The 21,101-nt window shown below is 60.0% G+C and carries 20 protein-coding genes; 11 read left to right on the top strand and 9 right to left on the bottom strand.

The features are described 5' to 3' along the window. Positions 1-128: 128 nt before the first annotated feature. Positions 129-935: a 2,5-didehydrogluconate reductase DkgB gene (gene dkgB, locus IAG25_RS22215; RefSeq protein WP_187606769.1), complete on the bottom strand. Its 807-nt coding sequence runs from the start codon at positions 933-935 to the stop codon at positions 129-131. Between the two features lie 103 nt (positions 936-1,038). Between dkgB and IAG25_RS22210 the strand changes: the two genes are divergently transcribed. Further along, the gene (locus IAG25_RS22210; RefSeq protein ID WP_187606768.1) at positions 1,039-1,953 is read left to right on the top strand and encodes a LysR family transcriptional regulator; all 915 of its coding nucleotides are present in this window, start codon (positions 1,039-1,041) and stop codon (positions 1,951-1,953) included. Positions 1,954-1,957: 4 nt separating this feature from the next. Here the strand turns inward: IAG25_RS22210 and IAG25_RS22205 are convergent, their stop codons facing one another. Both IAG25_RS22205 and IAG25_RS22200 read right to left on the bottom strand, forming a co-directional pair. Continuing rightward, complete coding sequence (locus tag IAG25_RS22205) at positions 1,958-2,539, bottom strand: PPC domain-containing DNA-binding protein (RefSeq protein WP_187606767.1); 582 nt, start codon at positions 2,537-2,539, stop codon at positions 1,958-1,960. A 116-nt stretch (positions 2,540-2,655) separates the two neighbouring features. Continuing rightward, positions 2,656-3,600, bottom strand: a complete 945-nt coding sequence (locus IAG25_RS22200; RefSeq protein ID WP_187606766.1) for a LysR family transcriptional regulator — start codon at positions 3,598-3,600, stop codon at positions 2,656-2,658. A gap of 178 nt (positions 3,601-3,778) precedes the next feature. Between IAG25_RS22200 and IAG25_RS22195 the strand changes: the two genes are divergently transcribed. From IAG25_RS22195 to IAG25_RS22165, 7 genes are read left to right on the top strand one after another with little or no spacing between them, the layout of a single operon-like run. Beyond that, a complete protein-coding gene (locus IAG25_RS22195; protein WP_187606765.1) occupies positions 3,779-4,918 on the top strand; it encodes an iron-containing alcohol dehydrogenase in 1,140 nt (379 codons plus the stop codon). A gap of 12 nt (positions 4,919-4,930) precedes the next feature. Continuing rightward, positions 4,931-5,710, top strand: a complete 780-nt coding sequence (locus tag IAG25_RS22190) for an enoyl-CoA hydratase-related protein (RefSeq protein ID WP_187606764.1) — start codon at positions 4,931-4,933, stop codon at positions 5,708-5,710. A gap of 19 nt (positions 5,711-5,729) precedes the next feature. Beyond that, positions 5,730-6,911 (top strand): CaiB/BaiF CoA transferase family protein, encoded by a 1,182-nt coding sequence (locus IAG25_RS22185; protein WP_222946607.1) that lies wholly within the window; start codon positions 5,730-5,732, stop codon positions 6,909-6,911. Between the two features lie 41 nt (positions 6,912-6,952). After that, positions 6,953-7,984 (top strand): TRAP transporter substrate-binding protein, encoded by a 1,032-nt coding sequence (locus IAG25_RS22180; RefSeq protein ID WP_187606762.1) that lies wholly within the window; start codon positions 6,953-6,955, stop codon positions 7,982-7,984. 14 nt (positions 7,985-7,998) lie between these two features. Next, entirely contained in the window at positions 7,999-9,897 is a 1,899-nt protein-coding gene (locus tag IAG25_RS22175) for a TRAP transporter large permease (RefSeq protein WP_255503850.1), read from the top strand. A gap of 14 nt (positions 9,898-9,911) precedes the next feature. Next, positions 9,912-10,838: an amidohydrolase family protein gene (locus IAG25_RS22170; protein WP_187606761.1), complete on the top strand. Its 927-nt coding sequence runs from the start codon at positions 9,912-9,914 to the stop codon at positions 10,836-10,838. 10 nt (positions 10,839-10,848) lie between these two features. Beyond that, on the top strand, positions 10,849-11,799 hold the full coding sequence (locus IAG25_RS22165) for an amidohydrolase family protein (protein ID WP_187606760.1): 951 nt from the start codon (positions 10,849-10,851) through the stop codon (positions 11,797-11,799). Between the two features lie 18 nt (positions 11,800-11,817). Here the strand turns inward: IAG25_RS22165 and IAG25_RS22160 are convergent, their stop codons facing one another. After that, on the bottom strand, positions 11,818-12,732 hold the full coding sequence (locus tag IAG25_RS22160) for a LysR family transcriptional regulator (RefSeq protein WP_187607117.1): 915 nt from the start codon (positions 12,730-12,732) through the stop codon (positions 11,818-11,820). A 232-nt stretch (positions 12,733-12,964) separates the two neighbouring features. Between IAG25_RS22160 and IAG25_RS22155 the strand changes: the two genes are divergently transcribed. Both IAG25_RS22155 and IAG25_RS22150 read left to right on the top strand, forming a co-directional pair. Beyond that, a complete protein-coding gene (locus IAG25_RS22155; RefSeq protein ID WP_187606759.1) occupies positions 12,965-14,104 on the top strand; it encodes an alkene reductase in 1,140 nt (379 codons plus the stop codon). 39 nt (positions 14,105-14,143) lie between these two features. After that, positions 14,144-14,791, top strand: coding sequence for a peroxiredoxin-like family protein (locus IAG25_RS22150; protein ID WP_187606758.1), 648 nt, complete (start codon positions 14,144-14,146; stop codon positions 14,789-14,791). Here IAG25_RS22150 and IAG25_RS22145 read toward each other — a convergent pair. The 4 genes from IAG25_RS22145 to IAG25_RS22130 form a co-directional block, all read right to left on the bottom strand. Then, a complete protein-coding gene (locus IAG25_RS22145; RefSeq protein ID WP_187606757.1) occupies positions 14,788-15,720 on the bottom strand; it encodes a LysR family transcriptional regulator in 933 nt (310 codons plus the stop codon). The genes IAG25_RS22150 and IAG25_RS22145 overlap by 4 nt on opposite strands. Before the next feature lie 153 nt (positions 15,721-15,873). Beyond that, positions 15,874-16,425: a TetR/AcrR family transcriptional regulator gene (locus IAG25_RS22140; protein WP_187606756.1), complete on the bottom strand. Its 552-nt coding sequence runs from the start codon at positions 16,423-16,425 to the stop codon at positions 15,874-15,876. 81 nt (positions 16,426-16,506) lie between these two features. Continuing rightward, the gene (locus IAG25_RS22135; protein WP_255503849.1) at positions 16,507-17,529 is read right to left on the bottom strand and encodes an HlyD family secretion protein; all 1,023 of its coding nucleotides are present in this window, start codon (positions 17,527-17,529) and stop codon (positions 16,507-16,509) included. Positions 17,530-17,564: 35 nt separating this feature from the next. After that, positions 17,565-19,115, bottom strand: coding sequence for an MFS transporter (locus IAG25_RS22130; RefSeq protein ID WP_187606754.1), 1,551 nt, complete (start codon positions 19,113-19,115; stop codon positions 17,565-17,567). Positions 19,116-19,188: 73 nt separating this feature from the next. Here IAG25_RS22130 and IAG25_RS22125 point away from each other — a divergent pair, with 73 nt between their 5' ends. Next, positions 19,189-19,449 carry a hypothetical protein gene (locus IAG25_RS22125; RefSeq protein WP_187606753.1) on the top strand — a complete coding sequence of 87 codons (261 nt, stop codon included), beginning with the start codon at positions 19,189-19,191 and terminating at the stop codon, positions 19,447-19,449. On the opposite strand, the gene IAG25_RS22120 is transcribed toward IAG25_RS22125, so the two are convergent. Beyond that, entirely contained in the window at positions 19,446-21,023 is a 1,578-nt protein-coding gene (locus IAG25_RS22120) for an efflux transporter outer membrane subunit (RefSeq protein ID WP_187606752.1), read from the bottom strand. The genes IAG25_RS22125 and IAG25_RS22120 overlap by 4 nt on opposite strands. Between the last annotated feature and the right edge of the window lie 78 nt (positions 21,024-21,101).

The raw sequence follows: 21,101 nt of genomic DNA, 5'->3' as shown, positions 1-21,101 counted from the left end.
AGTGCTCGCTCAGTATGTCTTAGTTTCTTGCGGGTCACTCGGCAAGGCGCGCGTCTTATGCGAACGACGCTTTGGCTGAAAGTGCCTATTCGTCGAGGGCGCTTCGTTGCATCGCATCAAACCGCGCTTCAGTCCCATATCGGCGCGAGGCCTTCCGGGCTGACTTCACGGCCATTGCGTTCGAGTTCCGCGATCTGCGCCATGTCTTCGGCGGTCAGCCTGAGTTGCTGCGAGAGCAAATTGCTCGCGAGGTTCTCGCGTTTCGTCGATGACGGAATCACCGCATAGCCGAGTTGCAGTGCCCATGCGAGCGTGACTTGCGCGGGCGTCGCGTGATGCCGTTTCGCGATCTCGCCGATGACCTGATCCTTCAGCACCTTGCCGTAGGCGAGCGTCATATACGACGTGACCTGAATGCCTTGCTCGCGCAGGAACGCGACGAGCTTGCGATTCTGCAGATAAGGGCTCAGTTCGATCTGATTGGTCGCGATGTTCTCGCGGCCGACGACATCGATCGCCTGCTTCGTCAATTCGATGTTGAAGTTGGAGATGCCGATCTGCTTCGTGAGACCTTGCGTCTTCGCATCGGCGAGCGCGCTCATGAATTCTTCGAGCGGCGTGCCGTGCTCCGGCGCGGGCCAGTGGATCAGCGTGAGATCCACTTCATCGACGCGCAGCTTCGTCAGGCTCTCTTTGAGGCTCGGAACGAGCTTGCCGCGCGAGGCGTTCTCGGTCCAGATTTTCGTGGTCAGAAAGATGTCGGAGCGGGGCACGCCCGATGCGGCGATCGCTTCGCCGACTTCGGCTTCGTTGCCGTAGATCTGCGCGGTATCGATGGCGCCGTAGCCGAGTTCGAGGCCGTTGCGCACCGAATCCATGACGACCTGATCTTTCAGGCGGAACGTGCCGAGGCCGAAAGCGGGAATGCGATTCATGGAACGTGTTCTCCAATGGCTGAGTGGACGAACACAGTATGCCGGCTTTAATCTTGCGCAAAAACCGGGCTATAAAGGAAATACTCTTGAATTAAAATCAACTATGAAAATCACTCTCGACGAGCTTCAGACTTTTGCGACGGTAGTCGACACGGGCTCCATCACCAAGGCGGCGGAACAACTGGACCAGACGGTGTCGGGCGCGAGCCGCACGCTCGGACGGCTCGAAGAGAAGCTCCAGACGACGCTCTTGCGCAGGACAACGCGGCGCCTGGAGCTGACGGAGGAGGGCAAGAGCTTTCTGCAGAACGCGCGCGAGATCATCGGCGCGGTGGAAAGCGCGGAGGAACAGATCGCCGCCCGGCGCGAGCGGCCTTCCGGGCTGTTGCGCGTGGATGCCGCGACGCCGTTCATGCTGCACGTGATCGTGCCGCTCGTCGCGGGATATCGGGAGCGCTATCCGCATGTCGAGCTCGAATTGAACAGCAACGAAGGCGTGATCGATCTGCTGGAACGCCGTACGGATGTCGCCATTCGCATCGGCAGGCTGAAGGATTCGACGCTGCACAGCCGCCCGATCGGCAGCAGCCGCATTCGCGTGCTCGCGACGCCGCAATATCTGGAGACACACGGACTTCCGAAGCGCGTCGACGAACTCGCGAATCACTCGCTGCTCGGCTTCACGCAGCCGGAATCGCTCAATGTCTGGCCGCTTGCGGGGCGAGACGACGAGCCGTACCGGATCAAGCCGAGCATCGCTTCGTCGAGCGGCGAGACGCTGCGGCATCTCGCGCTCGAAAGCGCGGGCATCGTGTGCCTGTCAGATTTCATGACGCTGCGCGATCGGCGCGAGGGCACGCTCGTGCAGATTCTCGCGCGTCACACCCAGGAAGTGCGGCAACCGATCAACGCCGTCTACTATCGCAACACGGCGATCTCCGCGCGCATCGCATCGTTCGTCGACTATCTTGCCGAAGCCGTGAAGTCCACTGAATTCGCGCTGACGGGCCGCCGATAAGGCGTCAGCCTATGCCCAGCACATTCGCGCCGATGCACGGATCGATCGCGCGTTCGAGCCGCTTCTGGTGAACGATCAGCGTGATTTCCATCGAGCCGGTGCCCACTTCGAGATTCAATAGATGGCCGCCGTAAGCGTTGAAGTTGCTGTCGCCCGCCATGCCGTGCATATGGATCGACGGCTTGCCTTCCTTCCATGCGACCGATCCGGTCAGGCTGCCCATCTCGACATTGCGGAAGGTCTTCGCATCGAAGTCCTTCTTCGCGGCGTTCCAGAAGCCGAACGTCGGATGGCCGAAGCCGATGCCAGTGAGACTGACCGCCGGAATGTTTTCCGCCAGCGCGAACGTCGTCAGTTGCTCGAATACGTTATCGCCCATGCGCAGCACCATGAAATAACCCGTGGGCGTTCTGATGTATCTGCGTTGCAGATCGGGGCCGCCTGCCGCGATCACGCCCGCTTCGCACTCGGCAGGCGATTGCGTCTGCGCCGACACGCCGCTCGGGATGATGGATGTCGCCAGCGCGCCGGCCGACAGCGCCGCGATGTTCTTGAAGAAGTGCCTGCGCAGATAAGTCTCGTCCATGAAGCTGTCTCCGTTGATGTTATCGGCCGTTCTATTCGGCTGCGGCGGAGTGTAGACAAGACGTTCACGACGGAATACTGAGAGTTGCGACTACGCTTATAACCCGCGCTCATGGCTCACGATAAATCCTCGGCCTGATCGTGCTGTGCGAGCAGTTCTTCCATCAGGACGCGCGCGCCCGCGGACACCGGCGCGCCGCGCCGTGTGACGAGTTCATAAGGTTCGCTCTTCGATGACAGTTTGAGCGGAAGCATGCCCGTCATGCCATGTCGCGTGAAGAACTCGGCGACATCGATCGACACGAGCGCGACGAAAGTCGGATTGCTTTGCAACAGCGAGAGCGTGGCAAACGCCGACGTGGTCTCGACGAGATGCCGTGGAAAGCGTATCTCGGCTTCGCGGAACTCGCGTTCGAGCAGCATGCGCATCGGCATGTTGGCGCGATAGACGACCCATCGCACGTCCGCGAGATCTTTCAGCCGCAGCTTGCGCGCGTTCTGAAACGGATGACTCAGATTCGCGATAACCGCAAGCGTCTCTTCCTGCAGATTGACGCTGTCGTAGAGAAACGGCGTCTGGCTGATCGTCGTTCTACACACGGCGAGATCGAGGCGTCCTGCGTCGATCAGGCTCAGCAACGCGGCGCTCGTATCTTCCACGATTTCTATCGACATCTCCGGATGCTTCGTGACGAGCGAAGAAATCGCTTCGATCACGCGCGGCACCGCGCCCATGATGACGCCCACCGACACGCGTCCTCCATGACCTCGCATGATGCCGACGATTTCCTCGCGCAAATGCGCGACGTCGGTATGAATGAGCCGCGCATAGCGGATCACGCAATGCCCGATGTCGTTCGGTTCGAGCCCCCGGCTCGTCCGGTTGAAAAGCGCCGTGCCGAAGGTCGTTTCGATTTCGTGCAGCGCCTTGCTCGCGCCCGGCTGCGTGAGCGAAACCTGTTTGGCCGCACTGAGAAGCGAACCATGATCCGCGAGCGCGATGAGCAAACGCAACTGCTTCAGGTGCAGCCGGGAAATGATCGAGTTGAGAGAAGGAGTCATCGCGCGAGTTGAGGAATAGTTATACCCGTATTCATTATTGTCAATTCCGGCCGTTTCGGCCGCTGCCTATACTGCCCCATCAAACCCGCATTGCGCAAAGCTCCGGGCCTAACGTTAACCCGCAGCGATCAGGGTTCCTGCTGTTCGGGTTTTCATGAATCTATAACTGTCGATCAACATGGCTCTCATCAATTACATCACGCAGATACAGTTCGAATTCGGCGCCTTGCGGTTGCTGAAGAGCGAATGCGAAAGGGTTGGAATCAAGCGGCCGCTCGTCGTGACGGATCGCGGCATCAAGGCGGCGGGCATCGTCGACAAGGTGCTTTCGGCATTGGGTGCGGACTACGACGTGCCGGTCTATGACGGCACGCCGCCCAATCCGAACGAAGCGGCGGTGCGCGATGCGGTCGCCGTGTTCGTCGATGAACGATGCGATGGGATCATCGCGGTGGGCGGGGGATCGTCGATCGATCTCGCGAAGGGCGTCGCGGTATGCGCGACGCACGACGGCCCGTTGCAGAGCTTCGCCGTGATCGAAGGCGGCGCGACGCGCATCACGTCGGCGACCGCGCCCGTCGTCGCAATTCCGACGACGGCGGGCACCGGCAGCGAAGTCGGACGCGGCGCGATCCTGATTCTCGACGACGGCAGAAAGGTCGGCGTGATATCGCCCTTCGTGGTGCCGAAGTCCGCGATCTGCGACCCCGAACTCACGCTGAAACTGCCCGCGACGATGACGGCCGCAACCGGCATGGACGCGATCGCGCACTGCATAGAAACGTTCATGGCGCCCGCGTTCAACCCCGCGGCCGACGGCATCGCGCTCGACGGCCTGTGGCGCGCGTGGCGTCACATCGAGCGCGCGACGACACATCCCGACGACAAGACCGCGCGCCTGAACATGATGAGCGCATCGATGCAGGGCGCGCTCGCGTTTCAGAAGGGTTTGGGATGCGTGCACAGCCTCAGTCATTCGCTCGGCGGCATCAATCCGCGTCTGCATCACGGAACGCTCAACGCGATCTTTCTGCCCGCCGTGATCGCGTTCAACGAGGACGCGCCGACAGTTCGGGAAGAAGGCAAGCTCGCGCGGCTCGCGCAGGCGATGGGCCTCGAAAATCCCGCGAACGTCGGGCCTTCCATCAGGGAGATGACCCAGCGCCTGGGCCTTCCCGCGACGCTATCGGGCGTCGGCGTCACACACGACATGTTCCCCGGCATCGTGAAGGGCGCGTTGAAGGACCACAGTCATAAAACCAATCCGCGCGACGCATCCGAAAGCGATTATCACGCGATGCTCGAAGCGTCGTTCTGAACTGAGGAAGACATGGGAGACAAGATCACGATCGAGCGAAATGGCGATATCGCCATCGTCACGCTAGATAACCCCGAGAAGATGAATGCGCTCACGCTCTCGATGTGGCGCGATCTCGGCGATGCAATGACGCAGCTATCGGACGATGACGACGTTCGATGCGTGATCCTGCGTGGCGCGGGAACGAAGGCGTTCGCAGCGGGTGCGGATATCGGCGAGTTCGCGGCGCTTCGATCGAATCGCGAGCAGGCGCGCGCCTATGCGGAAGTCACGACCAATGCGATGGAAGCTATCGAGCATTGCCGTCATCCCGTAGTCGCGATGATTCATGGCGTATGCGTCGGCGGCGGGCTTGAAATCGCGTCGCTCTGCGATATCCGCATTTGCGGCGAATCGAGCCGCTTCGGCGCGCCCGTCGGACAACTCGGCCTCACGATGTCCTACGCCGAACTCGGCGCGCTGATTCGTCTCGCGGGCCGACCGGTCGCGATGGAGATCGTGCTCGAAGGACGCATCTTCGATGCGCGGGAAGCGCTTGCGAAGGGACTTACTTCGCGCGTCGTCGCCGACGATGCCGTCGAGGAAGAAACCATCGCCACCGCGCGGCGCATCGCACGCGGCGCGCCGCTCGTCGCGCGCTGGCACAAGGCGGCGTCGAACAGGCTGACGCCATCGACCGCGCTCAGCGACGCCGATATCGAATCCGCCTTCGATTGCTTCGACACCGAAGACTTTCGCATCGGCGCCGCTGCATTCAATGCAAAACAGAAGCCAGTCTTCAAGGGAAAGTGAAATGGGTCCGCTGAGTGGAATGAAAGTGGTTGAACTGGCGCATATCATGTCCGGCCCGGTGTGCGGCATGATGCTCGCCGACATGGGCGCGGATGTCGTCAAGGTGGAGAAAGTGCCCGACGGCGACGATTCCCGCCGCTTTTCACCGATCCTGCCGAGCGGTGAGTCCGCGTCGTTCATGATCGTCAATCGCAACAAGCGCGGCATCGGCCTCAATTTGAAGAGCGAAGGCGGCCGCGAAGTATTGAAGCGATTGTTATCCGATGCGGATGTCGTCACCGAAAACTATCGCGCCGGAACGATGGAGAAATTCGGTCTCGGCTATGACACGCTCAAGGAACTCAATTCGGGACTCATCTATTGCGCGATCTCGGGTTTCGGCCGCACGGGTCCGTTCGGCGAGAAGGGCGGTTTCGATCTTATCGCGCAAGGCATGAGCGGCATGATGAGCATGACGGGCGAAGAGGGACGCGAGCCCGTCAAGGCCGGTTCGCCCGTGGCCGACATCAACTCGGGCATTCTCGCGGCGCTCGGCATCGCGGCGGCGTATGTGCAGAAGCTGCGCACCGGACGCGGCCAGATGGTCGACACGTCGCTCTTCGAAGCGGGACTTCAGCAGATGTTCTGGCCCGCCGCGAGCTATCTCGCCGACGGCACGATTCTGCCGAAGATGGGTTCCGCGAATTCGACGAGCGCGCCGTATCAGGTCTTCAAAACGAGCGATGGTTGGATCAACATCGGCGCTGCCAACCAGAGCAATTACGAGCGCCTGCTCGACGTGCTCGATGCGCCCCAACTCGCAAGCGACCCGCGCTTCGCGACGAACGCGCTGCGGCTTCAACATCGCGAGGCGCTGGTTGCGATCCTCAATGAACTGCTCGTGCGCCGAAGCACGGATGAATGGATGGCGCAGTTCGACCGCATCGGTCTGCCCGCTGGCCCGGTGCTCGATATCGCGGCGGCGCTCGCGCATCCGCAGACGATCGCGCGCGAGATGGTCGTCGAAACCGATCATCCGCTGGCCGGCAAGGTCCGAGGCCTCGGTCTGCCGATTCATTTTTCCGATGCGAAGCGCGCCGGAAATCGTCCCGCGCCGTTGCTCGGCGAGCACACGAGAGAAGTGTTGATGGAGTCGGGCTATTCGGCAACAGATGTCGATCGGCTGATCGAAGAGAAGGCCGTAGTAGCGCTGGCGCAGTAAAGACGCGATCAATCGCGCATGACAGAGTTCAGGAGACAAACATGAGTGGAATCATCACGCGTCGGGACTTCCTGACGACGGCGGGACTCGCCGTAGCCGCGACCGCGACGGGCCTGAGCCTGTCGAAGCGCGCATTCGCGCAAACCGCGCCCATCGTCCTCAAATACGCGAGCAGCCTGCCGGACAGTCATCCGCTCAACGCGCATATGCGCGAGGCCTCGGCGTCAATCAAGAAGGAGACGAATGGCCGCGTCGATCTTCAGGTCTTCGCGAACGCGCAAATGGGCGGCGACACCGACATGCTCTCGCAGGTCCGCGCGGGCGGCGTCGATTTCATTCCGTTGCCGGGTGCGATCCTGTCGACGCTCGTGCCGGTTGCGTCGATCGAAAGCGTGCCCTTCGCGTTCAAGAACTACGACGCGGTATGGGCCGCGATGGATGGCGATCTCGGCAAGCACGTGCGCGAGCAGGCCGCGAAAGCCGGCCTCATCGCGATGGACAAGGTCTGGAACAACGGCTTCAGGCAGATCACCAGTTCGACGCGTCCCATCATGACGCCGGCCGATCTCAAGGGCTTCAAGATCCGCGTGCTGGTCAGTCCGCTATGGACATCGATGTTCAAGACCTTCGGCGCGGCGCCCACGGGCATCAGCATCAACGAAACGTACTCCGCGTTGCAGACGAAAGTCGTCGAAGGTCAGGAGAATCCGCTCGTCGTGGTGCAGTCGGCGCGCTTCTACGAGGTGCAGAAGTACTGCTCGCTGACGGGTCATATCTGGAATGGTTTCTGGCTGCTCGCGAGCGGCAAGACCTGGCCGAAGCTGCCGAAAGATGTGCAGGATATCGTCGCGCGCAACATCAACGAAGCGGCGCTGAAGCAGCGCGAGGAAGTTATCCGCCTGAATCAGAGTCTCGAACCGATGCTCACGGCCAAAGGCGTCACGTTCAACAAGGTGGATCAACAGGCATTCCGCGCCGACCTGCAGCAAAAGGGCTTCTACGCCGAATGGAAGAAGAAGTACGGCGATGCGGCATGGGGACTTCTCGAGAAGTATTCCGGGCAGCTTTCGTGAGCAAGGAGCGGATCATGAGCACTGACGTTTCTCTCGGGACCATGCCCGTTGCGGTTGCGAGCAAGCCTTCCGGCCCGGTTGCGAAAGCGGGACATGTCCTCGATACGTGCATCCGCTGGTCGACTGAACTCTGCGCGGCGGCGCTGGTGGTCGCCGAAGTGGTCCTGCTGTTCGCCAACGTGTTCTTTCGATACGTGCTGCACGATCCGCTGATCTGGGGTGACGAACTGGCGACGCTGCTGTTCATCTGGCTCGCGATGCTCGGCGCGGTCATCGCGTTGCGACGCCACGAGCACATGAGGCTCACGACGTTCATCGCGCATCTGAGTCCGTCGAGGCGTGCTTTCGTCGATACGTTCGGGGCCGTGATCGTCATCGCGTTCATCATGGTGCTGTTGTCGCCGGCGTGGGAGTACGTGTCGGAAGAGTGGGCCATCACGAGCGCGGCGCTGGAAATCTCCAATGGTTATCGCGTTGCCGCGCTCGCCGTCGGCCTCACGCTGATGCTCGCGATTTCCGTCGCGCGTCTCATGGAGCAGGCGCGTCCGATGCACTTTGTGATCTCGGCGGCGGTGGTCGGCGGCATCGCGGCCGTGCTGATGACGTTCAAGATCGCGATGACCGCGCTCGGCAACTGGAACCTCGTGATCTTCTTCGTCGTCGCGGTCGTGTTCATGGTGGTGATCGGCGTGCCGATCATGGTCGCGTTCGGGCTCTCGACCGTCGCGTACCTGAGCACGGTGACGCTGACGCCGATGCTCGTCGTGCTGGGCCGTATCGACGAGGGCATGTCGAGTCTGATCCTGCTCGCGATTCCGTTGTTCGTGTTTCTCGGCGCGCTCATCGAAGCGATGGGCATGGCGCAGGCGATGATCCGCTTTCTCGCATCGCTGATCGGGCATTTCAAGGGCGGGCTGTCGTATGTGCTCATCGGCGCGATCTATCTCGTCAGCGGCATCTCGGGTTCCAAGGCCGCGGATATGGCCGCCGTCGCGCCGGCGCTCTTTCCGGAGATGAAGAAGCGCGGCGAGGACGAGAACGAGCTGGTCGCGATGTTGAGCGCATCGGGTGCTATGTCGGAGACCATTCCGCCGAGTCTCGTGCTGATCACCATCGGCTCGGTGACGGGCGTATCGATTTCCGCGTTGTTCACGGGCGGTTTCATGCCGGCTGTCGTGGGCGCGCTCGCGATGATCGCGGTCATCTGGATAAAGAACCGCAAGCGCGAGCTGAAGGAAGTCGAACGCGCGAAGCCGCGTGAAGTCGGCAGGGCGTTTCTGTTCGCGCTGCCCGCGCTGGCGTTGCCGTTCGTGATTCGCGCGGCGGTCGTCGAGGGAATTGCGACGGCAACCGAAGTGGCATCGGTGGGCGTGGCTTATACATTCGTCGTCGGCCTCGTGTTTTATCGCTCGTTCAAATGGAATCGCCTTTATCCGATCATCGTCGGCACGGCTTCGCTGTCGGGGGCGATTCTGATCATCATCGGCTGCGCGACCGCGATGGCTTGGGCGTTGACGCAATCGGGCTTCTCGCGTCAGCTCGCGCAACTGATGTCGACGGCGCCCGGCGGCTCGATGGGCTTCCTGCTGATATCGGCGGCGGCGTTCGTGTTGCTCGGCAGCTTCCTGGAAGGCATTCCCGCGATCGTGCTGTTCGGCCCGCTGCTCTTTCCGGTGGCGCGTTCGCTCGGCATCAACGAGGTTCATTACGCGATGGTCGCCATCTTCGCGATGGGACTCGGCCTCTTCGCGCCGCCTTTCGGCGTGGGCTTTTATGCGGCGTGCGCGATTGCGAAGGTCGATCCGGATGGCGCGATGAAACGCGTGTGGCCGTATCTCGGCGCGCTCGTCGTCGCGTTGCTGGTGCTCGTCGCTGTGCCGTGGATTTCCACGGGCTTTCTTCCCGCGAATTGACTGGCGATCGACGTATGCACATGAAAGACATCGCGCCGGACGAGATTCCGATCATCGATGCGCATCATCATCTGTGGGATCTTTCAGCGGGACGCTATCCGTGGTTGCAGGACGATTATCACGAGGCATTTTTTCTTGGCGACTATCGCAGCATTTGCCGAGATTTTCTGCCCGAGGACTATCTTGCGACGGTCAGCGCGCAACCGGTCATAGGCACCGTGCATGTCGAGGCGGAACGGGCGCGTGATGAGCAGGTCGCGGAGACGCGCTGGCTTCACGAAGTGCACGACAGATACGGTTTTCCAGACGCCGTGATCGCGCACGCCTGGTTCGATCGTCCTGACACGGAGGAGATTCTTGCGCAACACGCCGCCTATCCGCTCGTGCGTGGCATTCGCTCGAAGCCGGTGACATCGCGCGGTCCACACGAGCCACTCGACGATCTTCGCGGAACGATGCGAGACCCGGCGTGGCTGCGAGGATTCTCGCTGCTCGACAGATTCAACTTCTCGTGGGACTTGCGCGTGCCGCCGTGGCATCTCGCCGATGCGGCTGAAGTGGCGAACGCGTTTCCGAATACGAAGATCGCGTTGAATCACACGGGCTTTCCATGGGATCGCAGCGAGGAAGGACTTACGCGCTGGCGACGGGGAATGGAACTGCTCGCGAGGCAGCCGAACGTGTTCGTGAAGCTATCGGAATTCGGCCTGAAGGATGCGCCCTGGAAGCACGACGACAATCGACAGATCGTCCTCGATGCGGTGTCGATCTTCGGCGCGGACCGCTGCATGTTCGCGAGCAATTTTCCGGTGGCGGGTTTGAGAGTGAGCTATGACGTTCTCGTCGATAGCATGAGAAGGATGCTCGAACCGCTCGGGCGCGAAGCGTTGGAAAAGATCTTCTACCGCAACGCGTTGCAGTTCTATCGCATGACCGTTTAGAGACTCGCCTATGTCAGATGTTATGGAACTTCGCCGCCGATTCCTCGAAAGCGGTGCGGACGACGATTTGCCTATCGTCGATGCGCATCAGCATTTCTTCGATGTCGAGCGCAATTACTATCCCTGGCTTGCGGACAAGCCGGTGAAGAATTTTCGCTACGGCAATTACGACAACATCCGGCGCACGTTTCTGCCCGATGACTACTTTCGTGCGGCGGGGCATCACAAGGTCGTGAAGACGGTGCTTATCGAAGGCGAGTGGAATCCGGCCGATCCGCTGGGCGAATTGCGCTGGGTCGAAACGCTGAAGCGCGAACAGGGCTTTCCGCACGCGATGAGCGCTCAGGCGTGGCTCGATCGCGAAGACGTGGATGAAGTCCTCGCTGTCTATGGCCGTCATCCGATGGTCAGAGGCATCCGGCACAAGCCTGCCGCCGTGCCGCGCGCCGAGCATCGGGACGACTTCGTTGCGCCGGGATCGATGCGCGATCCGAAATGGCGCGATGGTTACGCGAAGCTGCACGCTCATGGATTACTGTTCGAGCTGCAGGTGTTCTGGTGGCATTTGATCGAAGCCGCGGAACTGGCGCGCGATTTTCCCGACACGCAGATCGTGATCAATCACACCGGGTTGCCGTCCGATAGATCGGAAGAGGCCTTGCACGCATGGCGCGAGGCGCTCGAATGTGTCGCGCGCGAGCCGAATGTGCATCTCAAGATTTCGGGAATCTGCATCCCGGGGAAGCGCTGGAGCGTCGAGTCGAATGGGGCCGTGGTGCGCACTGCCATCGACGTGTTCGGTGCGCAGCGTTGCTCGTTTGCCAGCAACTATCCGGTCGATGGTGTCGTGGATCGCATGACCGATATCTTCGATGGATTCAAGTCGATCGTGCGGGGGTATTCGGTCGAGGATCGGCTACGGCTTTTTTATGATAATACGGCGCGGGTTTATGGGATTTGAAGGGGCGCGGCTCGGCCTTCACGCGGAGAGCAGGGTCGGGGCGAATTCGGGCGAGAGACATTCCTCGACGAAAGTGGCGAACTGTCGTGCCTTGCTGCTCGCCATGCGCCCAGTCGGATAGAGCGCCGATAGCGCGATGCCCGGCAGGTTCCAGTCATCCATTACAGCGACGACAAGTCCCGACTTCAATTCCGGCGCGAATGCCCATTCGGATGCAACGGCAAGCCCCATATCTGCGAACACCGCGGCGCGCAACCCTTCCGTTGCGGATATCTTCACGCGGCTTTGCAGCTTGATCGATTGTTCGACGGTGTCCCTTCGGAACGTCCAGTCCTCGCCACCGCCCATGTCGCGTGAATAGACTATCGCGTGATGCTCGAGCAGGTCCACAGGTGTCGACGGTTTGCCGCATCTTGCAAAGTACGAGGGCGTCGCGAGCACACGACGCCGGGCCTCGCCGATGCGTCTCGCGGTCATATTGGAATCGGCCAGATTGCCCATACGCAGGGCGAGATCGACGCCTTCTTCGACCAGATCGATATTGCGATCATCAAGTACAAGGTCGACGTCGAGATCGGGATGCTGGGTCAAAAACTCGGGTAACTTCGGAACGATGTGCAGCCTTGCAAAACACACTGCAGCCGACACACGGAGCTTTCCTGTCAGAGCGGCGGCGGTGCCCCTTGCAGCGACCACGGCTTCTCCCGACTCCTCGACTGCGCGCTTCGCACGCGCGTAGAAATTCTGCCCCGCCTCGGTCGGCGTCAATGCGCGCGTTGAACGCAACAGTAATTTGACGCCGAGCCAATCCTCCAGTTGCGCCACGGCTTTCGACACGGCTGGCTGACCGATATCGAAGTGTCTTGCCGCCGCCGAAAACGAGCCTGCGTCGACGACGCGAATAAAGATTTCGAACGCTGCAAGGCGATCCATCGGCATTCTCCTGAGCCACACGAGCGTTGTGGTTTGGTCATAGCGTACCCCACATGTCGGGCGGCGTGCAGCGATCCCGCGCGGCGACTCACGCGGACTTATGCAGATCTGGAATAGGCCTCATCCTCGCAGGCGGCTATTTCACGCGCCCAGGATTCTCTACATTTCATCTCAACGCATCGCGTGACGCACCGCTTCCCACGGTGCTCAACTCACTCTCAAAGGTACCATCATGGCCAAGCTGTTCACTTCGACGAAAGTCGGCGCATTCGCCCTCGAACATCGTGTCGTCCTTGCCCCGATGACGCGTCTGCGCACCATTCAGCCCGACGACATTCCGAGCCCGATGATGGCCGACTTTTACGGCCAGCGCGCTTCCGAAGGCGGCCTTGTGATCATCGAAGCCGCGAGCATTTCGACGCAGGCGCGCTCTTATCTCGGCGCCGCAAGCATCTATCACGATGGCCAGGACGCGGGCTGGAAGGCGATTGCGGACGCTGTGCATGCCAAGGGTGGCCGCGCGGTCCTGCAACTCATCCACGGAGGCCGTCAGAGCCATGTCGAGGTCAATGACGGCGCGGACCCCGTCGCTCCATCATTCGTGCCGTTCGACGGCGTCGCACTGACGAGAGATGGCTTCGTGCCCGTATCGCCGCACCGTGCGCTGAAAACCGAAGAGATCGCGGGAATTGTCGAAGACTTCCGGCAGGCTGCGCAAAGGGCGAAGAAGGCGGGCTTTGATGGCGTCGAATTGCACGGCGCAAATGGCTATCTGGTCGACCAGTTCATTCAGGATGGCACGAACAGACGCACGGACGAATACGGTGGCCCCATTGAAAACCGTGTGCGTTTCCTGCGCGAAACGCTCGAAGCGTTGATCTCCGTGTTCGGTGCGGATCGTGTCGGTGTGCGCATTTCGCCCTCGGGTGAATGGGGCGGCGTCTCGGACAGCAACCCCGAAGCGACGTTCAGTTACGTCGCGAAGGTGCTGGATTCGTACGGGATCGCTTATCTCCATGTCATCGAGCCGCGGGTCAAGGGTGACGACACGCTGCATCATGGTCATCCCGTCGTCGCCGCTGCCTATCTGCGTCCATACTTTTCCGGCCCGATCATCGTCGCAGGCGGATTTGATCGCGAGAGTGCAATCGATATCGTCGAGTCCGGCGTTGCCGATCTGGTTGCTTTCGGACGTCACTTCTCGTCGAACCCCGACCTTCCGCACCGTCTTGCACACGATCTGCCGCTGACGCCTTATGTTCGTGCCGCATTCTGGGGTGGAAGCGAAGAGAACTACTCGGATTTCCCGACGTACGAAGTGCAGCAAGAAGCGCTTCGTGCCGTGCGAGACGAAAGCGCCGAGACGGCTTAACGAAGCGCCGCGACGTTTCGACCGCGAGGAATGTCGACCATGACGAACGACGCTGGCGTAGCAGGCTCGAGTGTCGATGCGATGGCTGAACTCGCGATGGCATCGGTCTCGGTCGCCGTCACCCATGCGCTGCACGCAGGCGCTCTCGCGCCTCGGTTTGTGTTGTCCGACAGGAACGGCAATCGCGTTGCGCTGGATGAGCTACTGCATTCGGGTCCTGTCGTGCTCAATTTTTTGCGCGGCTCGTGGTGCTCGTTTGGTGAAGAGCGTCTCGCGCGCTTCTTTGCAATGCACGAGCGCATTGGCTCGGAGGGGGCGACGGCTGTTGCCGTTGCTCCACCCGACACATCGATGCATCAACATGACAGATTGCCGATGGCCGAGCTCGTTGATACGGACCTTCGCCTTGCAAGGGTGTTCGGTCTGACGTTCGATCTGCCTGAGAGTCTTCGAGACCATTATCTTGAGCTTGGCTACAAGCCGCCCAAGCCAAGGAAACGCGGAGATTTTCTGGTCCCTGTTCCGGCGACTTATCTGATCGACACGGAGGGCATCGTCGTCTTCGCACATGTCGACTTCGACTATCGAAACGGGTTCGAAGAGGAATCGTTGTTGAAGGCGGTCCGGGCGCTGCACGGACGGCGGGAGGGCTTCAGGATTGCATTTCCACGTCTCACTCCATACTAATTATGTGCCGCCAAAGCAGCTACATCGGCTTCGAGAGTCGGTGGCATGTCTTCTCGCATAAAGTCGACCCACATGCGAATCTTCGCATCAATGTATTGGCGGGAAAGATATCGCGCATACACATTCAGGCTCTGAAGAGAAAATTGAGGTAGCACGCGGATCAACTCGCCGGATTGCAATCCAGGTAGTGCGGACGCCGCGGGTAACAATCCAATCCCCAGGCCCTGCCGGATGAGTACTTCCATAGCGTCCGAAAGATTGACCGAAAACACTGAAGGGCCGGGGGACACCGCTCTCGGACCATTGGGGCCGTCGAATATCCATTTGCCGTTTGGAAACACAGGATTCGTTAGCTGAAGGCAGGTATGCTTTCGCAGATCTTCGAGGTCGACTGGCGCGCCGAACTTTCGGATGTACGTTGGTGAGGCACACACGACACCTGCGACCGTGCCAAGGCGATGCGCAATCAGCCCTGAATCCGGAAGGCTCGGTGCAAGAATGAGAGATGCGTCATAACCGTCGTCGAGAAGGTCCGGTACGGATTGTGAAAACGTGAGGTCAACTTTCACTGAAGGATAACGCGTATGGAAGCGCAGAAGCGACGGGACAATGTGATGCTGCCCGAAGTTGGACATCGAATGGATTTTCAGCGTTCCTGCGGGACTCACTTGCGCATCGCTTGCTTCGGCCTCCGCCAGATCGATCTGAGAAAGTATCTTGTGGCAATGATCGAGGTAACGTTCACCCGCCTCCGTTAGCGCAACCTTGCGCGTCGTCCTGTTCAGCAGGCGAGTGCGCAAATGGGTTTCCAGATGCGAAACAGCACGTGAGATCTGACCCGTCGTCATGTTCATCTGTCGTCCGGCGGCGGAAAACCCGCCGTCCGTTACGACTCGCGCAAAGACGCGCATACTTTCAAGCGTATCCATAACATCCTTGTCGTTCGATTCAACTGATTGGCCCGTCTGGACATGGGCCGCATGCCTCCGTTGCGTGTCTTATTTGAAGAGAGATGCCGGTTATTCCGCGCAAGGACGGGTTGTTTAACTCTCTCAATCGGATTGGACGAAAGCTCCTGCCGCTTATTTCGTTTTCCGTGGCACCTGTGCTGCCGCCATCAATCCGTTAAGCGCGATTCGGACGAGTGCGCCTCCCGTTGGTCCTGCGTGAAACTGAACGGCGGTGCCGTAAGTCAACTCCATCACCAACGCGCCGAGTTCAAGTGCCGTGGCGGGTGCGCGTCCCTTTGGAAAGGCCCGGAGGATCAACTTGCCCACGATCGTCCATTGCTTGCTGAAAAGCTCCGTGTGTCTTTTCGTGAGCGCCGCGTCTTGCTTTGCGTGCCGAATCAAATCAAGGACCAAAGGCCGCATATCCGGTTCGTGCGGATGAGTGTCAGCCCACGCGCAGACGGCTTCGATGATTTCCTCGGGGGTAGACACACCGGCAAGCGCCGCCTGGATCTTTTCTATGTTTTGCTGGGTGGTCGTTTCCACCAGTTGCAAAAAGATATCTTCTTTCGATTCGAAGTTTGAGTAGAACGCGCCTTTCGTGAAGCCCGCTTCGTCGGCGATCCGGTCGATGGACGCGCCGCCCAGTCCTTCACGCGCAAACACCTTGGCGGCAGCGAGCATCAGTTTCTCTCGCGTCTGTGTTCGGCTCTCTTCTCTCGTCAACCTGGGCATTCCGGGGATCCCTTCTGAAAATATGCAGCATTATGTCCGGGCGGCACTGGCGGAATCGATATGCACGGTAGGAACGACAGACATTCCAACGCGAAGTCGGCTTGCGGCTGGCTGGCCCGGATCGATAGAGATCTTGACCGGGAGTCGCTGAACCACTTTCGTAAAGTTGCCTGTCGCGTTGTCAGGTGCAATCGGTGAGAACGCGATCCCGCTGGCAGGGGCAAGACTGTTGACGTGGCCGTGGATGACCGTTCCAGACAACATGTCGATCTTGATTGTAACTGCTTGCCCAGGCTGAACATGCCGCAGTTGAGTTTCACGGAAATTGGCCTCTACATAAGCTTGCTGCAATGGGACGACTGCGAGCAGCGGTGCGCCAACGTGCACGTACGCGCCGATGCGGACGGTGCGTTGTCCCACGATGCCGTCGATTGGCGCGACGATCCGCGTATAGGACAGATTCAACTCTGCGGCATGCAGTGCTGCCTTCGCCTTCTCGACGTTCGCTGCAGCTTGCCGTTCCTGAGCAAGCAGGACGTTCAACTGATGTTGGGCCGCGTCGCGTGCGGCGATATCTTGTGACTGGCGAGCGCTCGCGATCTGCAAGGCGGATTCGGCTTGCTGCTGCTCCTGAATCGTGCCCGAGCCGTCTTTCGCCAGATTCAAGTAGCGGCGGGAATTCGCCGCAGCGAAATTCACGGAGGCAACGTCGCCGACGATCGCAGCGTTAGCCTGCTGGATCAGGCTATGCTGCTGAATGGCGCTTGCCTCGAGCCTGGCTACGTCCGCCTGCGCGTTTTCAACTTCGGCCTTTGCACTGGCCAAGGCCACCGCGAAGTCGCGGTCGTCGATCACGGCAAGTAACTGTCCTTTGTGCACAGTCTCGTTGTCCTCCACGAGGACGCTCGAGATATTGCCGGCGACTTTCGGCGCAACGAAGGTGGAGTCGGTCGTTACGTAGGCGTCAGTCGTGGTCTGCTCCGACGATCGCCCTTCGTCGTGGTTGTACAGATACAGGCTAGCTGCGGCGGCGGACGCGAGCATGATTGCCATGGCTATTTTTGCGGGTCGTGGAAGAGACATAACGGTCACTTGGAAGGATTGTTCAATATGGGCGGCTTGATGTACTGGAGCTTCAAGACAAATGGAATCAGCAACACAGAGAGTGTCCCCAGAATCAGGTAAGCGTCGGCAATCGTCAGAACGAACGACTGCCGTGAAATGCGTTCTGCAAGATCGCCGAGCGCTTCGGTAGCGGTAGTGTGATGTTCCAACCTGATCATTCCGTTCCCGGCCGCGTAATCCAGAATGATGTTGGCGTGCATCTTTTCCCGAAGGGTAAAGACGCGTTCGAGCAAGGCATCTCCCAGCAATGTTCCGAAGGCGCGAAACATATTGATAATCCCCGATACGACTGGCCCTTCCATCGGTTGGACGACGCTGGTCGCAAGGAAAAGCAAGGAGATGACGGCCATCGCCTGTCCCACTGCCTGTAGCGCTTGACCGATCAGGAACTCGTGCACGATCCATTCTGATGTCACATATGCGTTCACCAGACATGACGCCGCGAGACATGCGAGGCCGAGCGCAAAGACGTGTCGCGCATCGATCCATCGCTTGTAGAGAAGAAATGAGACGGCCGGGCCGCAGAGGATCTGCGGCAGCCCCACCGATAGTCCGATCCCTGCGATGTACGGCGTCCGAAACCCGTGCACCTCCGCCAGATATTGAGCGGGCAGGAGCGAGCCGGATAGCAGGACAACAACCAGCCCGATAAAGATCGTGAAACCGAGGCCGAGGTTTCGGCGATGAAGCAATTGGAGCTTGATGAATGGAAGAGGATGAAACCACTCGGCAAGCACGAATACAACGAGCAAGAGCGCGCCGACGCAAAAGAGCCAGCTAATGAGTGCGTCATTGAACCAGTCGTAGCGCTCGCCCTGCGTCAATCCAAGGCCGATACACACGAGACCACAGACGCCGCTGATCAAGCCAATCCAGTCCAGGTTCTTGAGTCGCTTCAGGCGGACAGGATCCTGCGGGATTCCCCACGCAACGGCCCAGCCCGAAAAGAGTGCAAGCGGAACGATTTGCCAGAATGTCAGATGCCAGTTGGACAACGTGTCGGTGTACGTCGCGGAGAGCCAGGTGGCGACGTTCGGGGAGAAAGTCGCGGTCATTGCATACAGCGCCAGTCCGTACAGCCTTAGCGAAAGAGGGAAGAAGCGCAGCGCGGCCGCCATCAGCACAGGAATGAGCAGTCCGCCGAAGAACCCTTGCAGGCATCGCAGCGCCAACAGTGCTTCGAAGCTGGGCGCAAGTGGTGTTAGCAGCCCAAACACGCTGAAGGCAATAACGACGGACACGTGAAACCGTCTGAACGAAAACGTTACAGCGAACCAGGTCGCGAAGGGCATTGCCGCAAGCTCGAAAGCCGAGTACAGACTGCCGATCCAGCTGCCTTCGTCGGAGCCGACACCAAATGCTGTTTTGACGTCGATGAGAGATAAGCCGCCGATTCGACTGTTCAAACCCGACATCATTGCAGCGGCAAAGACTCCCAGGACGCCCATCAAGATCCGGCCGTCGAACGGGTGCGGTGCGGCCGGTGTTGGTTGCGACGGGGCGACATGCTGCATCGACCTGTTTGCTATCGGATTTAGCATACTATAAAGTATCGTAATACTATGACGTATTTCAAAGGACGAACACATGAATACTTGCGTGTCCGAATGGCATGAAGTTATCGAATCAGAGTCGGTTGCGTGGGTGCGCGATCTCGATGCAAACCTGTTCAGCGTCGGCCATCGCAGGCTATATGTCTGGCAGGACGAGCTGGATGGTCAATGGCGCTGGGAAATCGAGACATTCAGCGGAACAGGTGAGGCGGGATCAGGTGCGGCCGATAGCCTTGCAGAAGCTCGACTCGCTGCGGACCTTGCCGCTGAAAAGCTTTCGAGATCGATTGGCTAACCTCCTGCCGCCCGCCTGACGGACACCGGACGTTCGATTGTCGCGCGGGCGTATGAGCCGCTGCCGCCTTCGGGCGCGTCCCAGCCACCGCCAAGGGCCTTATAGAGCTTTACGAGCGAGACCGAAACGTTCGTCTGGCTTTGCGAAAGTGCGGTTTCGCTGGCTAGCAGGTCACGCTGAGCGATGAGCACGGACAGGAAAGTCGATGCGCCCTGACCGTAGCGATTCTTCGCCGTTTCGAATGCGATACGGTTTTCATCGACGGCGATGCTGAGTTGCATATTTCGAAGCTGGTCGCTGCGATACGCGGTGATGGCGTCGTCTACTTCGTGCCACGCACCGAGCACCGTGCGTTGATACTCGATTGCTGCTTCTTGCTGCCTTGCTTTGGTCAACGCGAGCGTCCCCACGAGGCGGCCGCCTTCAAAAATTGGAAGATGCAAGACAGGACCGAACGCGAATTGTCGCGCGCTCCAGTCACCTGCTTCGCTGAACTTCAAAGCCTGAATGCCGAAACTGCCCGTCAAACTGACGGTCGGATAGAAGTTCGCTTTGGCCGCGCCGATGTCCGCAGTTGCAGCGTGCAACTCCGCCTCGGCGCGCAAGATATCCGGTCGGCGATGCGCGAGTTCGGAAGGGAGTCCAACGGGCACGCTATCGGGTGGGGCTGGAACGTCCGCCGTCTTCGCGAGTTCGTCATCGAGCGCATGGGGAGCCTCGTCTACGAGAAGCGCCAACCCATTCATGAGCGCGGACACCTGCCTTTCGAGTTCTGGTATCGACGCACTGACCGTTGCCATTTGCGCAGCGGCGCTCGCACTATCGTAGTGCGTTGCAACGCCTTCGTCTTCGCGGTGTTTTGCAAGACGAAGACTGGCACGAGCGATATCCTGATTTTTACGTGCGATGCCGAGTGTGCTCTGGACACCGCGAAGTTCGAGATACGTCCGTGCAACCTCCGCAGAAACAGACACTCTCACGCCTTCGGCTTCCAGCTCTGCGGCCTCTGCGGTGGCCAGCGCGGATTCTCGTGTTCGGCGTACTCGGCCCCAGAGGTCTAGCTCCCAGCTCGCGTCGAAACCGTATTGCCAGAGGTTGTAGGGTGCGGCGCCACCGGTTCCGCCCAAAGAACTCGTTCCGTACGGGTCCGCGCCGTTTGCCGCTGTGGCGCTGACCGGGCTCGATGGTCCACTCAACTTCAATATTCCGTTTGGGCTGGCTCGCTCGCGCAGCTCAGATGCGTTTGCGCTGATTGTCGGGTAAAGGTCCGCGCCCGCGATCCGCAGCCGGGCCCGGCTTTGACCTATCCGCGCTTGTGCTGATTGCAAGTCCAGGTTTTGTGCCGCCGCGCGGGCCTCGAGCGAGGTAAGCAGCGGGTCGTTGAGCAGCGTCCACCACGCTGGATTCAGGCGCTGATCCGTCAGGCGGCTGGGGACATCGTTCGCGTTCATCGAAAGCGATCGAGGTGGCGGCGTTACTTCAGGCGATCGGAAATCCGGTCCCACGCTGCACGCGGCCAGGCCCAAAAGCGCGACTACGGATAACGAAGCTCGCACTGTACGTTTCAAACACATCTCGATCTTCCAGCATGTTTTAGGGGACGCCGCGAGCGTTGAACGAACGCTCGAAATTTGGACTTGAAATCAGGTCGC

The organism is Caballeronia sp. EK (genome assembly GCF_014384845.1).
GTDB classification, from domain to species: Bacteria; Pseudomonadota; Gammaproteobacteria; order Burkholderiales; family Burkholderiaceae; genus Caballeronia; species Caballeronia jiangsuensis.
The sequence above is the reverse complement of the archived record's forward strand: the minus strand, read 5'-3'. Positions and strand labels throughout refer to the sequence as shown.